Source organism: Streptomyces avidinii, assembly GCF_045161815.1.
Taxonomy (GTDB): domain Bacteria; phylum Actinomycetota; class Actinomycetes; order Streptomycetales; family Streptomycetaceae; genus Streptomyces; species Streptomyces avidinii.
In genome coordinates this window covers 1,344,618-1,359,942 of sequence record NZ_CP108863.1, presented here as the reverse complement: position 1 = coordinate 1,359,942, position 15,325 = coordinate 1,344,618, and the positions used below count along the sequence as shown (strand labels likewise).

The 15,325-nt window shown below is 69.8% G+C and carries 9 protein-coding genes; 5 read left to right on the top strand and 4 right to left on the bottom strand.

Annotated features, from left to right (window positions below; translation table 11 throughout):
* The first annotated feature begins 52 nt into the window (after window positions 1-52).
* Both OG373_RS06165 and OG373_RS06160 read left to right on the top strand, forming a co-directional pair.
* Entirely contained in the window at window positions 53-580 is a 528-nt protein-coding gene (locus OG373_RS06165; protein WP_405436504.1) for a SigE family RNA polymerase sigma factor, read from the top strand.
* Window positions 577-1,281, top strand: a complete 705-nt coding sequence (locus tag OG373_RS06160; RefSeq protein ID WP_405436502.1) for a hypothetical protein — start codon at window positions 577-579, stop codon at window positions 1,279-1,281. The genes OG373_RS06165 and OG373_RS06160 overlap by 4 nt, the downstream gene beginning before the upstream one ends.
* 55 nt (window positions 1,282-1,336) lie before the next feature.
* Here OG373_RS06160 and OG373_RS06155 read toward each other — a convergent pair whose 3' ends face one another.
* The 4 genes from OG373_RS06155 to OG373_RS06140 form a co-directional block, all read right to left on the bottom strand.
* On the bottom strand, window positions 1,337-2,905 hold the full coding sequence (locus tag OG373_RS06155; RefSeq protein ID WP_405436500.1) for an FG-GAP-like repeat-containing protein: 1,569 nt from the start codon (window positions 2,903-2,905) through the stop codon (window positions 1,337-1,339).
* Window positions 2,906-3,175: 270 nt separating this feature from the next.
* Window positions 3,176-5,143 (bottom strand): RICIN domain-containing protein, encoded by a 1,968-nt coding sequence (locus tag OG373_RS06150; protein WP_405436498.1) that lies wholly within the window; start codon window positions 5,141-5,143, stop codon window positions 3,176-3,178.
* A gap of 92 nt (window positions 5,144-5,235) precedes the next feature.
* On the bottom strand, window positions 5,236-7,689 hold the full coding sequence (locus tag OG373_RS06145; protein WP_405436496.1) for a trypsin-like serine protease: 2,454 nt from the start codon (window positions 7,687-7,689) through the stop codon (window positions 5,236-5,238).
* 81 nt (window positions 7,690-7,770) lie between these two features.
* Complete coding sequence (locus OG373_RS06140) at window positions 7,771-8,283, bottom strand: hypothetical protein (protein WP_405436494.1); 513 nt, start codon at window positions 8,281-8,283, stop codon at window positions 7,771-7,773.
* 511 nt (window positions 8,284-8,794) lie between these two features.
* Between OG373_RS06140 and OG373_RS06135 the strand changes: the two genes are divergently transcribed.
* The 3 genes from OG373_RS06135 (at window position 8,795) to OG373_RS06125 (ending at window position 15,250) form a co-directional block, all read left to right on the top strand.
* Window positions 8,795-12,103: an ALF repeat-containing protein gene (locus tag OG373_RS06135; protein ID WP_405436492.1), complete on the top strand. Its 3,309-nt coding sequence runs from the start codon at window positions 8,795-8,797 to the stop codon at window positions 12,101-12,103.
* Window positions 12,104-12,408: 305 nt separating this feature from the next.
* Window positions 12,409-14,337 carry a DNA/RNA non-specific endonuclease gene (locus tag OG373_RS06130; RefSeq protein ID WP_405436490.1) on the top strand — a complete coding sequence of 643 codons (1,929 nt, stop codon included), beginning with the start codon at window positions 12,409-12,411 and terminating at the stop codon, window positions 14,335-14,337.
* A 31-nt stretch (window positions 14,338-14,368) separates the two neighbouring features.
* Window positions 14,369-15,250 (top strand): hypothetical protein, encoded by an 882-nt coding sequence (locus OG373_RS06125; protein WP_405436488.1) that lies wholly within the window; start codon window positions 14,369-14,371, stop codon window positions 15,248-15,250.
* Window positions 15,251-15,325 lie beyond the last annotated feature (75 nt).

Here is a 15,325-nt window from a genome sequence, read left to right as displayed (position 1 = left end):
CCGGCACCTGCCTGAGAACGCCCCCGTCGCACCGAGAGGCCGTACCGAGGCCATGACCGAAGACGAGGGTGCCGCGGCCTTCCACGCGTTCTTCGAACGCCACCACGCCGAACTCTCCCGGCTGGCGTACCTGCTGACCGGAGAGGCGGACGCCGCCGACGACCTCGCCGCGGACGCGATGGTCGCGCTCTGGCACCGCTGGGACCGGGCCTGCCGCGCCGATTCCGCGGCTGCCTACGCCCGCGGAATCGTCGCCAACCTCGCCCGCAGCCGGATCCGGAGCACGGTGCGCGAGCGGCGGCGCGTCCTGCTGTTCTGGTCGCACCGCCCGGAGCGGACCGACGGCCCGGACATGGCCGCCGTCATGGACGTACGGGCCGCACTGGACACGCTGCCGTTCCGCAAACGCGCCTGCGTGGTACTGCGGTACGCCTTCGACCTCTCGGAGAAGGACACCGCGGCGGCGCTCGGGATATCGGTGGGTACGGTGAAGAGCCAGACCTCGAAGGGGACGGCGGAACTGCAGCGGCTGCTCGGTGCCCGGGCTGCCGACGAGCTGGTGGGAAGGGGAAGCCGGTGACCGACGAACTGCGCGGCCTGCTGCGCGAGAGCGCCGAAGCCCACCTGCCCGACCGGGCCCGCATGCTGGCCCGGGTCGAGCGCGGCACGGCCCGCCCCGGCACCGCCCGCCGGCCGAGGGGCCGCGAGCGCACCAGCACCCTGTCCTGGCCGAAGATCCTCCTCGCGACCCTGGCCACCGCCGGAACCCTGACGGTGAGCGCCCTCACGGTGGTCGCCGTCGTGCACACCCCGGACCCGCCACGGAATCCGGCGGCCGCCGCGCCGTCCGCCGCCGGCCGCGCGGCGTCGCCGACGCAGGGCAGCCGGACCGAGGACGGTCCACTGTGGGCCGACGGATCCGTCGACCCCCACAGCAACGCCTACTGGGCACAGAGCAATGTCACCCTCAAGACGAGGGAGCCGCTCACCGCGCTCGTCGTCGAGTTGCGCATCGCCGTCACCGAGGGGGTGAAGGACACCGGGAGCTGGCGAACCCGCCCCGCCGAGGACTTCGACCTCTCCGCCCGCACGGAAGGTGGCTTCCTCGTCTACCGGTGGACCCTCAGACCCGGCAGGACCGTCCCGCCCGGCGAGCACGTCTTCGCCGGCCAGTACGACCACGCCACCGGCGGACGCGATGCGAAGGACGACACGTACCGGATCGACGCCACTGCGGGTGCTGCGCAGAGCGGAGCAGCCGTGTGGGGCGGGTTCGCGTAGGGAGCGGCGGGACCGTCGAGTCCGATCGGCCGAGTGAAGGGGGCAGGGACCGGGGTCACTTCGGCGGGGCGTCGATGACGGTGCCGATGGGATTCCAGCCGTGGGGCCCGGAGGGGTCGCCTCCGGCGAAGAGGTGGACGCCGACGCTGCCGTCGGAGTCGGTGAGGAGGTAGTCGGCGTGGCTGTCCTTGTCGAAGTCGACCAGTTGGACTCTGCCGTGGTCGGTGGTGAGGCCGGTCGCCGTCTGCCCGAGGTACTGCCAGCCACCGTGGCCGTCCCCGCCTCGGTTGAGGTAGGTGGTGACCCTGCCGCCGGGGCCGATCATCCAGTAATCGGCCCTGCCGTCGCCGTCGTAGTCGGCCAGTCGCACCCGGGTCCGGTCCGTCGTGGTGCCGGTGGCGACCTGGCCGATGTCGTGCCATCCGGTGTTGCCCGCAGCGTCGCCGCCGCGGTTCAGGTGCGCGTGGACGGCGCCGTTGTCGGCGATCGTGAGGTAGTCGCCCCTGCCGTCCCCGTCGAAGTCGGCAACGCGGACCTGTTCGGGACGGGGTGTGGTGCCGGTGGCGACCTTGCCGATGCTCTGCCACCCGCCACTTCCCGCCGCGTCGCCGCCGCGGTTGAGCCACACGTCGACGGACCCGCCGGAGTTGACGACCCAGTAGTCGGTCCTGCCGTCGCCGTCGAAGTCGGCCAGATGCACGAGGGCACGGTTCTTCGTGGTGCCGGTGGCGACAGCGCCGAGCGCCTTCCAGCCACCGCCCGGCTTCCCGCCCAGGTTGCGCCATACCCGCACTTCACCGCTGTCCGCGATGGTGAGGTAGTCGGGGCGTCCGTCGCCGTCGAAGTCGGCCCACCGCACAGGGCCGGTGCCGCCCGATTCCGTACCGGCCCGCGGCACGCGCGGCCGCACGGCCCAGCCGTCGTTGACGGCCTGCTCCAGGCCGCCGTGGTAGGCCAGGGCCATCTTGCGGTAGCCGGCGTCATTGGGATGAAGGTGATCGGGCAACTCGGCCGCGACGTCGAGGCGGGGCGGTTCGACGAACCGGAACCGCTCGCCCCGGACGCGGCGCTCCGGTTCCGCACCACGGAGGGCGGCATTGAAGTCGCGCGTCTGCTGCTCGAGCCCCGGGGTGTCGACGAGCAGGCCCTGGACGATGACGGTCACACCGGGGCGGTTGGCCACGATGCGGTCGACGAGTTCGGACAGGCGCCGTGCGGCGTCCGCAGGGTCTGCGCGGTGCGTGTTGAGGTCGTTGATGCCCAGGTGCAGGAGGATGACATCCGGGTCGGCGGCGGTCTGCCACCGGTCGATGTTCGAGCGGACGTCATCGATGGTCCAGCCGCTGTGACCCTCGTTGTCGGGGTCGCCGACGTTGCCGAAGGACCCGGAGCCGACGAAGTCGGGCGTGAAGCGTGACTGGCCTTCCATCAGGTGCCAGAGCTCGGATCGGTATCCCGCGTCATTGGAACTGCCCCAGCCTGCGGTGATCGAGTCACCGAGCGGCATGATCCTCACCAGTGGTGGGGCGGGTGGGACGGCAGCGGTGGCCGGCGGCGCGCTGGGGCCGAGTGCGGCGGCCCCCGCCAGCAGGACGAGGCCGAGTGGGGTGATGCGCTTGGTCACTGGTGTCGGTCCTTCGGCGAAAGGGCAGCGTTTCCGCGGTGATCGGCGGCGGACGTCTCCGATGAGTATCGGGGACGAAGGAGCCCGCCGTCCGTCCTCAGGGCAATGGTGAGGGAACGGACGGCGGGCCGTACATCCCGGGACCGGTCGGCACGCGCGCCGATGTCCTGGGACGTGGGATCAGGCGCCGTTTCGCCGGCGGCCGGCCCCTCCGGCTGATGGCGGGAGGGGCCGGCCGCCGGGTGTGTCACGGCCTGTCGGCAGGGCTGGTCACAGGTACCAGCTCTGGGTCGCGAAGGACGGGTCGGACGAGTGCGCCCACTGCTGGGCGGCCGCGCCGTTGGCCAGGCTGGAATCAGCGATCTCGAGGGTCTTGCCGCTGTTCACGTTCCTGATGTCCAGGCCGACGGTGCTGCCGGCCTGCTTGATCGTCCAGAGCATGGTGGGGATGTCGCGGCAGGTGTACTGCTGCGCACGGGCCCCGTTGTCCTTGCTGGAGTTGATGATCTCCAGGCACTTGCCACTGTTCACGTTGACGATCTGGTGGACACCCGCGGTGGCCGTCGGGCGGAACTCCCACTTCGCGCCGGCCTGCGTCCCGCAGGTCCACTGCTGGGCGACGGCACTGTTGTCCTTGCTGGAGTTGACGATCTCCAGGCACTTGCCGCTGTTCGCGTTGCGGATCTGACCGCCTGCGGGCAGGGGAAGCGGAGAGGGCCAGGCGTTGGTGCCCAGGGCGATGGCGCCCTGGCCGGTGCCCTTGTAGAAGTTGAAGCGCTGCTGGTTGCTCCACAGGCCGCCGAGGTCGGTCCTGCCGTCGCCGTCGAAGTCACCGGCCAACATGACGGGCATGTTGTTCCAGGTCTTGTCGGGCCAGATGGAGGCGCCGGCGTCGAGACCGCCGGCGGCGTTGCCGCTGTAGCGGCGCAGGGCTCCGTCGGAGGCGATGGCGACGATGTCGTCGCGGCCGTCGTTGTTGAGGTCACCGGAGGTGATCTTCTGTACGGAGAGCCACGTGGTGTCCGGCCACATCTTGCGGCTCTGGCCGCTCAGCACGCCATCGGCACCGGTGGAGTAGGCGTGCAGAGACCCCTTGGCGTCACCCGTACCCCAGACGGCGAGCAGCCCGTCGCGGTCGGAGCCCGCCGTCCGGTACCGCTCGAGCTGGCGCATGGCATCCCAGTTGGTGCTCCCGCCGGTCCACATCACCTTGCCGGCGGCCAGGGTGCCGTCAGGCCGTCCCGCGTACAGGCGCAGCGCGCCGTCGCTCCAGACGGAGGCGATGTCGGTGAACCCGTCGCCGTTGAAGTCGCCCCCGATGATCTTCTTGGCGGGACCCCAGGTGCCGTCGGCCCGCCACAGCGGGCGGCCGTACTCGAAGGTGCCGTCGGGACGGCCGGCGAAGGTGTGGAGGTTTCCGTCGGTGGTGACGGCGGCGACATCGGTACGGCCGTCGTTGTTGAAGTCGCCCGAGCCCATCACCTTGGTGACGTTGGGCACCAGGGCCGGCAGACGCACCGCGGGGGTGGTCCTGCGGACCTGGTCCACCCAGGCCGCCACGTCGTCGACACGGACAGCGAGCGCCCCGGTGCGGGTCTCGGCCGCATCCGTGCCCAGGCAGCCACCCTGCCAGGAACGCGAGTTGACTGCCGCCAGCTCCAGACCGCCGTCCTTCTGGCGCAGAGCCGGGCCACCGGTGTCACCCTTGCAGACCACCGCGTCGCCCGACGCGTCCAGGCCGAGCGCGCCGCCTTCGGCGGAGGCCACGGTGAAGGCCCCCGTGTGCGCCTTGTTCGGGACCCACTCGGACTTCGTCCGCCCGAAGCCCAGCGAAGTGAGCTGATCGCCGATCGCCGGGGCGGTGGTGGCGACCTTGACCGGTTCCACCCCGACGACGCGCCAGCCGAGCTTCACCATCACCAGGTCGCGGTCCGCGTGAGGCACCAGTTCCACGGCCTCGACCTCGGTGCCTGTGGACTGGGTGAGATCGGTGCGGCCCACCGTCACTGTCGTCTTCACGGCAGGCTTGCCGGCCGGGACCGGTGTGGAGCCGTTGCGGAAACAGGACGCGGCGGTGATCACCCACTGGGCGTCGACCAGAGCGCCCGAACAGGCCGCCCTGTCATCCATGGTGAGCTTCGCTGCGAAGGCGTAGCCGTTGCTCGGTGCATCGCTCCCGTTGAGGGCCGTGGCAGGACTCGCGGCGAGGAGGCCGCCTCCCACCGTGGTGGCGACCAACGTGGCAGCCCACGCGCGGCGTGAACTGTTTACGGGCATATCAATCCTTGTCGTGTGGAAACGAGCAGTGCCTGGACGGGCGGTGCGGAGTGTTACCGCGTGGCGGTGGCGGTGAGGTCGGTCGGCGTGGTGAGGGTGCCGGGTACCTGGCGCGAGGTGGTCCACTTGCCCAGGGTGGTGTCGAGGGTCGTGCTCTGGACCTTGCCGGCGGCGCCGATGGCGTAGACGTTGATGTTGCCGGCGGCGGAGGCGCTGGAGAGGCGGGTCAGGCCAGTGCCGCCGATCTTGGTCCAGGACGGCTTGAAGGCGCCGGCGAGGTAGTCGCCCGCCTGGCCGTAGAGGGCGCCGTCGGAGCCGATGACCTGGATCTGGACGGTGGCTCCGACACGGGAGACCGTGATGTCCTTGGCGCCGGTGATGCCACCGGGGATGTCGCCCCAGTTGTTCCAGGTGTTGCTGCGGGTGTCGAGGTCGCGGCCGTAGACCTTGCCGCCGGCGATGCCGTAGAGGCGGACGTAGGGGCCGGCCTTCACGGAGGTGAGGCTGGTCAGTCCGGTGAACCCCGGGACGGCGGCCCAGTTGTTGTTCCAGCGGCCGGCGTTGTAGTCGCCGACCTGAGTGTGCAGGTCGCCGTTGGATCCCACGATCTGCACGTACAGGACGTTGTCGATCATGGTGGCGGCGATGTCCTTGACACCTACGGCGCCGCCCGGCACCTCGGTCCAGTTGCCCCAGACGTTGGTGGCCGGGTTGTACTCGCGGTCGTAGACCCTGCCGCCGGCGACACCGACGTAGCGGATCGTGCTTCCGGTGTCGACGCTGGTCAGGTTGGTGATCGGGAGGCCGCCGACGCTGTTCCACTGGGCCCCGAACGCGCCGGTGGACAGATTGCCGTTCTGGATGGCCAGCGCGTCGGTCGCCGTCGCGGCCAGCGTCACCTTGGAGGGTGCGGCCAGGATCGCGGCGGACACGTCGGTGGTGCCGGAGATACCGCCCTTGAGTTCGTGGAACGCGCTCCAGGTGCCGGTGCCCGCGTCGAGCCGAGCATTGTTGATCCTGCCCGCGGCGTCGGTTGCGTAGAGTTCGACGGCGTTGCCCGAGGGGGCGCTGGTGATGTTCGTCAGGCCGGTGCCGCCGACCCTGCTCCATGCGTCGTTCCAGCGGCCGGCGTCGTAGTTGCCGAACTGGGTCCACAGGGCGCCGTCAGCGCCGACGATCTGCACCTGGACGTTGTTGCCGATCATGCTGGAGGCGATGTCCTTGACGCCGGCGGCACCACCGGGCACCTCGCCCCACGGGCTCCAACTGTTGTTGCGGGTGTCGAAGTCGCGCCCGTAGACGCGCCCGTCGGCGACGGCCTGGACGCGCACGACGGGACCGGCGGGCGCGCTGGTGACGCGGGTCAGCCCGGACGCTCCGACCGCGGCCCACCGGTCGTTCCAGCGGCCGGCCCGGTAGTCGGCGACCTGCGAGTGGAGGTTGCCGTCGGCGCCGACGATCTGCACGTGGACGCTGGTGCCCACCAGAGAGGCGGCGATGTCCTTGGCGCCGGCGGCGCCGCCGGGCACCTCGCCCCAGCCGGACCACTTGCCGTTCGCCGCCAGGTCGAGGTCCTGGCCGTAGACGCGGCCGTCGGCGATCGCGTAGGCACGCACCGTGTCGCCGTCGCGGACGGTGGCCACCCGGGACACGTCCTTGCCGTCGACCTTGGCCCAGGACTGGCCGTACTCCCCGTAGCCGAGGTCCCCGAACTGGGACCACATCACTCCGCCGCCGGCGGCCAGCAGGGACACCTGGTTGCCGGTGCGCGGGGCGACGACCGGCTCGATCCATGCCGTGACGTTGTCGGTGCGCGCGGCTATGGCGCCGGTACGGGTCTCGGTTTCGGGTGCTCCGAGGCAGCCGCCCTGCCAGGAGCGGCTGTTGATGCCCACGAGCTCACCGGCGGCGTTGAGGAGGGGGCCTCCCGTGTCGCCCTTGCAGAGGGCGTCGGTGCCCTTGCCGGTGATCGAGAGCGTGGCTGCGTCGGAGGAGTTCGCGGTGAACGCGCCGGTGTGCATCTTGCCCGGCACCCAGTCCGTCTTCGTCCGCCCGAAGCCGGCTGCCGCCAGGTCGACGCCGGCCGCCGGAGCGGCGGTGGCGAGCCTGACCGGAACGACGTCGGTGACGGGGGCGGCCAGCCGGCCCAGGACCAGGTCGCGATCGGTGGCGCTCGCGGAGACCTCCACGATGTCGTGGGCCTGCCCGGAGAAGGTGGCGGTGGTCTTCCGCGCGGGCTTTCCGGCCGAGACCGGGCCGCCGGGTGTGGTGGCCAGGCAGCTGGCAGCCGTCAGGACCCAGCGGGGGTCGACCAGGACCGCGCTGCAGCCGCGGCTGTTGGTCTCGTCGCCGATGACGAGTGCCGCGGTGAAGGCGTACCGGCCGGCCGGTGCTTCGGGACCCGTGAGGGCCTGGGCAGGGGCAGCCGATACGAGGCCGGCCGCGACGGCGGTGGCCGTCACGAGCAGACCGGTCGCCCGCGTGGGCAGGGGACGAGTTTCAGGCATGATCTTCTTTCGGAGTAGGAAAGCTTGCCGATCTCGTCGGGTGTGGTGCCCGACGAGCGAATGGGGTTTCCCCGGTGGTGACTACTTGGAAGTCCTGATCTCCAGAAGCATGAAATCGCGGCCCTTTTCGTCCGCGGTTTCGCCCACTGCCGTCCAGGCGTTCTTGTCCACGTTGAACGACTTTTCCTCGGTGCCCGTGGTCATGTTGACCTGCGAGGCGTATTCATTTCCCTTGATTCCGAACACCGACGGAATCTCCAGGCTCAGGTATCCCTTGTTCCCGGTCGTCCGGAAGCACACCTTCTCGTTCTTGTGGGAGAAGACCTCCATCAGCTCAGGTGCGCCCGTGCACTCGGCGAGGAGAATGTGTCCGTCCCCGCTCTTGAGCTTGATCTTCTGCTCCGCGAGGATTTTGTCGGCGTTCGGATAGGCGAAGTCCTCGATGGCGTAGCCCGGGCCCTCGTCGGCGATCGACTGCGTCGCGAGACCCTCGGTGCCAGATCCGCCGGTCACTCCGGCCACAGCAGCCCAGGTCAGAGCCCCGGCTCCGAGAGCCGCGCCGACGGTCCGCAGGAATGAGCTACGTGCCTTCATCTTCGTCCTTAGTGTCGATCCAGGTGATTCGCGGGCGCACGTGAATGCGCTGCGAGTGAAATCCGCGAGCCTGAATGTGGAGCCCGCGCGTGATGGTGAATATCCCCGGGTGCGGCTGGTCGGCGCACTTGGAACGGGATTGCTTCCCGGTTTGCGCAAGTGGCTGACGATCTTCTGAATGAAACCAAGACATTTGCGTTCCAGCCAATGAGATAAAAGCCCCATGTAGGGGCATATCTACCATCGCTGGCGTGACTTGCGCCACGCTTCGGAATGGTTGTATCGATTTTTCGAAAATCCATAGTCGAGATCCAGCCATCTTTCGGCTGCGGTGGCGATCGGGTTCTATTCGAGTGTGTTCCTGGCGTGTGTCCTGCATATGGTCGAGTCATCCCCGTCCCCGATGAAGAGTCTCGGGCGGGATTTAGCCTCGGCCTCGACGAGGAATCACAGCCAGAGAGGTTCTTCCGTGCAGGAAACATTTTGGAGTCGGCGCCGATTCGCCACCGCTATGGCGGCCGGCGCGGCAGCTGTCTCGACCCCGCTGCTGCTCTCCACCCCGGTCCGGGCAGCGCCCGGCGCGACCGCCGCTGCGGCCGGCGACGCGCTGGCGCTTCCGGACACGGACCGGGCCAAGGTCGTCAAGGCGTGGATTCTGGGCGGCCGTTCGGTCAAGGCCGCGGCTTCCTACGCACTCGGCGGTACCGATCAGGAGATCACGACCTTCCTGGCCGAGCAGTTGCCGAAGTCCACGCGCATCGACAACCGGGTCACCGCGTTCACCTACCTCGGCTACGGGGGCAAGAGTGTCGGGAGGGATGTGTCCGCGGCCCTCAACGGGGGTGACGAGGCGGTAGCCGCGTTCGTCAAGGACGGCTTCCGCTCCTCGGTCACCGAGGACATGCGGGTCCTGACCCTCAGCGTCATGGCCAACGGTGGAAAGAGCATCAAGCGGGACGGCAACACCGCGCTGAGCTCCGGCACCGACCAGGCGCTGGAGCAGTTCCTGCTCACCGGCCAGTACAACGCCAGGCTCGAGGACATGCGGGTGGAGATCGTCCGCAGCCTCGCCACGGCGGGCCCGGAGCTCAAGAAGTACGCGAACCGGGCCCTGAGCGGGACCGCGAACGACGTGCAGTGGTACCTCGACACCGGCCAGCACATCGCGCGGGCCCGCGACCAGGAGTCGGCCACGATCGGGCAGTTGGTCGCCATTGTCGAGCGTGAGAGCGCACGGGCACGGGAGCAGACGGATCTGGCCGTCGACGCCTCCGAGCGTGCGACGAAGGCCGCGGGCAAGGCCAAGGAGGCCGCTGAGAAGGCCGCGGCGGAAGCCGCCGCGGCCAGGGACGACGTGCGCAGGTCGGCCGAGGCCGCCCGGCAGGCCGCCACCGCCGCGAGCGGCGCGGCGTCCGCCGCCCGTACGGCCATTCGTGCCTCGTCCGCCGCCGTCCAGGCGTCGCAGCGTGCTTCCTGGGCGGCAACGGCCGCCTCCCAGGCGGCCGCCGCTGCCGGATCGGCCGCCACGCGCGCCTACCACGCTGCGATCGCCGCGTCGAAGGACGCCTCGAAGACGAACGAGGCGAAGAACGCGGCTGTCGCCGCGCGTGACGCCGCCGCGAAGGCCTACTCCGCGGCCAAGGCGGCCGATGACGCGGCCGTCGCGTCCGAGCAGTCCGCGAACGCCGGCCTGGCCGCCGCCGACGCGGCGCGTGACGCGGCTGCCGCCGCCAAGGCCTCCGCCCAGGCGGCCGAGGCCTCCGGTGTCGCCCAGGGTGAGGCGGCCGAGGCCAAGCGCCAGGCCGAGATCGCCTCCTCCGCCGCCAACCAGGCGACCAACGCGGCCTCCTCGGCCCAAGCACTGGCCTCGACCGCCGCACGTGCCGCGCGTACCGCCAACCGGGCGGCCACATCCGCGGCCGGGCACGCGGAGAAGGCCGCGGACGCCGCTGAAGAGGCCGTCAAGTACGCGGGCCAGGCAATCGACTTCGCGAACAAGTCCACCGCCTACGCCAACGCAGCGGTCAATGCCGCCAATGCCGCCACCCAGGCCGTCGCAGACGCCATCGAGGTGGAGAAGAACGCCCGCGCCGCCGAGGCCGCCGCTCTGGCCGCCGACAAGCTGCAAGGCATGAAGGAGGCCGCGCAACTCGCCATCCTGGACAAGGCCGAACGTGCTGCCGCCCTGAACAAGCGCACCCAGGCGCAGCAGACCGCCCAGGCCACCAAGGACCTGATCGCCAGGGCGGAACAGGCCCTCGGCAACGACGACCTCACCGCCGCCGCCGCCGTCGGCCGCCAGGCAGCCGTCGCGCTGCTGAACTCCAGCGGCACCTGGACCCGTCAGGCCGCCCGCTTCGCACTCGCCGGGTCCGACTATGACGTCCACTCCTGGATCGACCTCGACCGGATGCTCGCCGAGTCCCAGGACGACCGCGAGACCACCCTGTTCATCGCACAGGTCGCCGAACCGGCCGTGGCGAGGGCGGCGGCCCAGGCCCTCGCCGGCGGCACCCCCGCGGTGGGGGACTTCAACACCTCCGGTGTGATCAAGTCGCGCGCCCAGGACAACCGGGTCAACATCCTGAAGATCCTGAACGCGAAGCCCGGCAAGGCCGTCACCAAGGCCGCGAACGACGCGCTGAACGCGAACACGCCCGAAGCCCTCCAGAAGTTCTTCGACGAGGACCTGCCCAAGGCCGTGGAGGAGGACGACGCCGTCAGGACCATGAAGGTCATCGCCAGCGGCGACCTGTACTCCAAGGCATACGGGGAGGTCGCCATGTCGGGCCCGGCATGGATGCGCCGGAACTTCGTGGAAGCCGTTCAGCACCGAGCGGCCCAGCTCGACTTCGACTCCCTCAGCCACGCAGCTGCCATGCAGGCGACCATCGCGGCCGCGGCGAAGCTCGCCCAGGAGGCGCAGAAGGACGCGGCGCTCGCCTCCCAGGTCGCGGCAGTCGCCCGGGACGCCGGCGAGAAGGCCCAGGAGTGGGCCCAGAAGGCCGTCGATTCGGCGAACCTGGCCAAGGGCTTCGCGGACCAGGCCCGTCAGCACGCGGACGCGGCGGACAAGTCCGCCGCCGACGCACAGGCTTCGGCGAACAAGGCCAAGGACGCCGCCGCCACGGCCCAGAGCGCCTCCCGTGCGGCCAACCACTCGGCCAACCGCGCCGTCGACGCGGCCCGCAGTGCCCTCGCCTCCTCGTACAGTGCCCAGGCCTCCGCCGCCAGCGCCCACCAGTCCGAGCTCGCCGCCGGACGCGACGCCAAGACCGCTGCCAACGCCGCCGCCGAAGCACGCCAGATCGCCGCGGACAAGCGGACGGCCGAGGTGCGGGAAGCCGCACGCGTGGCCGCCGAGCAGGCGCAGAAGGACCGCGACGCGAACCGCAATCCCTCCGACACGACGAACAACGACACGGTCAACCCCAAGGGAAGCCAGTCCGGCAAGGACGAATGGTGGAACGACGCCAAATGGTGGGCTGACACCGCGGACAAGGTGAGCATGGCCGCAGGACTGCTGGCGGCAGGTTTCGCCGTCTCATGCGTGTTCTTCCCGGCGGCACCCGTTCTCGGCAGCATCGCCGCCGTCTGCCTCGGCGTCTCTGTGGTCGCCGCCGGAGTCAGCGCCATCGCCACCGGAATCGAATACGGCTTCACCAGCGGCGAATTCGCATCGTCCGCCGGCCGCTCGGCACTGGGGCTGGTCACCCGCGGCGGCGGACGTGCCGCCGTTGCCGTGGCCAAGCCGGTCGTCCGCACCGTGGAAAAGGCCACCGGGGCCGCATCCAAGGTGCTCTATGACCTCGTCCACTGACATCTGATCCATCACCTCCTCCCCCTGGCCGTGCAGACTCCTTCGCCACCGGAATTCGGTCACGGGTCGGGGCTGACGAATCGGCCGGCAGCGAAACGTTTCGGCAAGTCGGAATACCCGACACGGCCGACTTCGCTCGCCGGCCGGTTCCCCGGGTGCGGAGCAATTCCCGCCCCGAGTGACAGAAGGCGATCCGGATCGATCGATCGCACGACCCGTCAGATGCCGCTCGGGGCGGCTTCCTACAGAGAGAAGACATGATTTCACCACGCAGGAGACGAATACTTCCCGGTCTCCTCCTCGCATTGAGCCTCACCGCGACCGGCACCGCCGCCGCCGACGGCCACGTCGCATCAGCCTCTTCGCCGACCTCCGTTGCGCCGACCACCGTTGCGCCGGGCGATTCGACCGCCGTTCCCGTCCCGGCCAAGACCCAGCCCGCCACGGTGAACTCCGAGGAGAAGTGCGAGCCCACGCCGGCCGACTCCGGTGAGCGCAAGGCGGGCGCCGTGCAGGCCTGTGTCACCACGATCGCCACGCCGGTGACCCCGGTCTGGCGGAAGTCCCGCGCCGCCGCCGCGCCGCCGGCCGCTGCCTCTGCCGCTGCTGCTGCCGCCGACACGGGCAGCTGCACGATCACAACCCGCGGGACGTGGTGGCACAGCCGCTTCGGGTACTGCGTTTACAGCCTGACCGTGCTGTACACGCTCAGGGACACCAACGGCAGGGAGGTCGGCACCGGAACGCTGAACGTTTCGAGCAGCGCCGTCCTGCCCGCCAAGGGAACGAAGTGGAAAGAGAAGGTCGCGGTCACCATGACCGGTGCGACCGGAGCCGTCACGACCGTGAACGTGAAGTTCAGGGCTGCCTGTTCGGCCGGTTGCAAGGCCACCACGCCTGCCCCGTGGCTCACGAAGGGCAATCTGATCAAGGACCAGGTCATCAGCGGCGACGTGGCCTACGAATCCACCCCGGGGGCCGGGACTGCGGTCGACTTCACCACGTCGTACCTGATGTACGTCACGTCTCCCGGCGCCCAGATCACGGACCCGAGCGCCTCCTGGGACAATCCGGAGAAGATCCGCTGCGACGACGACGTCCGTGACACCGCCGCCACCGGAACGCCCGACCCCGGCTGCGTCGTGCCCAGCGTCATGCCGGTCGTCAGGATGAGCGACCAGCAGTACCCGGCGGGCGCGGGGGCCGCGGCGGCCGGCTATCTGTGGGCCCAGAACAACCTCCCCAACGGCTGGGGCCGCGCCAAGCCGCTGACGCGGACAAAGGACGACGTGGCCGGTCGGAGGGATCGGACCTGCGCAGCCTTCCAGGCCCGAACGGACCTCGTGCCGACCGACAGTTGCGGAGACTTCCCCTTCTGGCACACCGTTGAAGGAGGAACCGACGGCGCTCAGTGCGCCGAGATCCTCCCCCGTCACAGCGCCCGTGGGTGGGTCATCGACGTACTGGACGGCGGCACAAGCAGCCCTTGCGTGCGCGCTCACGTCCCGCTTGATGACAACAAGGCCGCTGAGGCTCAGCTCTTGGAAGGCTTCGCGAGTCAGCGCGTGGTGAAGGGCGATCAGTTCAAGGTGGAGATATCCGGCTCGATCGCCGAGCCGCAGGCCGTATGTCGGCAGAAGACTCCGGCCGGGGCGTTCGCATCCGGCAACGGGTGGATCAAGAACACCACCGAATCGGTTCCGCACATCAACATAAAGACCTCCCCGCCCGGTCCGCCCGGTGTTCGGGCCTCCGTGGCCCAGGCCTGCCTGGGTACGGTGACAGTAGAGGGCAGTCATGCGAAGGGGGACATCACCGGCTGGGAGGACGCCGAGTTGTTCCGCCAGGCCAGCTCGTCCACAGCCGGGCTCGCCCGGTGCCACCTGATCGCCAACATCCTCGGTGGAACGGGCGCGGTACTGGACGGCGGGCAGATCAACCTCGTCCCCTGCTGGCAGTCGGGGATGAACACCGGAACGCCCAGCATGCGGACCTACGAGACCCTTGCCCAAAAATCGGTGAAGCCGGTGAAGGACGGCGGCATCCTCGGTCCGAATGACGCGATCTTCTACCAGGTGACGCCCCACTACCAGAACAGCGACAGCACGATTCCTCAGGGCGTCACGATGTCCGCCAAGGTCGAGCGTTCGGACGGAACATCGCAGCCGCTGTTCCCCGATATCTACATCTCCAACACCTATAAGAATACTGGGCAGCTGAACCTCGGAAACTAGCCCCATCTGATTCGTGCCATCGGGAGCCAGAATGAGCCGTACCACCCCGCCGCGGCCGGTCGACGTCACCGCGCTCTTCCCTCAGCTGGCCCCGCTGGCGCGCACAGCGACCCGGTTGCATCCCCGCCCCGGGTCACCGACACCGCATGACAGCTCGGTCGGCGGGCCACTGCTGTGGCCCGCCGACGAGCCGTGGCCGCACTGCGACGACCGGCACGAGGGACCGGGCCCGGTTGCCATGGTGCCCGTGGCCCAGCTGTACGTGCGCGACCTACCCCTGCTGCGGCCGCCCGGACGGGCCGATCTGCTCCAGGTGCTGTGGTGTCCCTTCGACCACGAGCCGGATGACAAGCCGCTCACCGCCCTGTTCTGGCGAACCGCCGCCGAGGTCGACGACGTCCTCGCCGCGCCGCCCGAGCCGTTCGAGGTGGAGAACGACGGCTACGTGCCCGAGCCGTGCCTGCTCGCGCCGGAGCAGATCACCGAGTACCCCAACTGTATGGAGCTGAGCGAGGAGTTGCAGCAGCAGCTGGCGGACTGGAGCAGGTGGCAGGCCGCTGGAGTGGACCGCCGCTATGCTCCTGCCCCGGACGAGTTCTACTGGAACGAGCTGTCCGTCGTTCCCGGCTGGAAGGTCGGTGGCTGGACCCGCTGGGGCCTCACCGATCCCGTCCCCCGGCTCTGCCCCGCATGCGGCACCGGGATGGACCCGCTGCTGACCATCGCCTCGTCCGAATGGGCCTCCAACACCCGTAGTTGGATCCCCTACGAGGACCAAGCCCTCTCCACGGCCTCCCTCGACAATCCCCAACCGTGGAACCCGACCCGGCTCGACCTCGCCCGAGGCTACGATCTGCAACTGCACGTCTGCCCGGTGTCCCCGGAACATCCGCACATCGGCCTGATCCAATGAGGACATCCCGTCCGGTGTGACGGTCCCGCCCACATCCGGCCCACACCGGCACTGTGACGGACTCGTGCACGGTCC

What these genes read in the sequence shown, in the direction of transcription:
- OG373_RS06165 (WP_405436504.1), top strand. Translation starts at nt 53, where the DNA reads ATGACCGAAGACGAGGGTGCCGCGGCCTTCCACGCGTTCTTCGAACGC.
- OG373_RS06145 (WP_405436496.1), bottom strand. Translation starts at nt 7,689, where the DNA reads ATGCCTGAAACTCGTCCCCTGCCCACGCGGGCGACCGGTCTGCTCGTG.
- OG373_RS06140 (WP_405436494.1), bottom strand. Translation starts at nt 8,283, where the DNA reads ATGAAGGCACGTAGCTCATTCCTGCGGACCGTCGGCGCGGCTCTCGGA.
- OG373_RS06135 (WP_405436492.1), top strand. Translation starts at nt 8,795, where the DNA reads ATGGCGGCCGGCGCGGCAGCTGTCTCGACCCCGCTGCTGCTCTCCACC.
- OG373_RS06125 (WP_405436488.1), top strand. Translation starts at nt 14,369, where the DNA reads ATGAGCCGTACCACCCCGCCGCGGCCGGTCGACGTCACCGCGCTCTTC.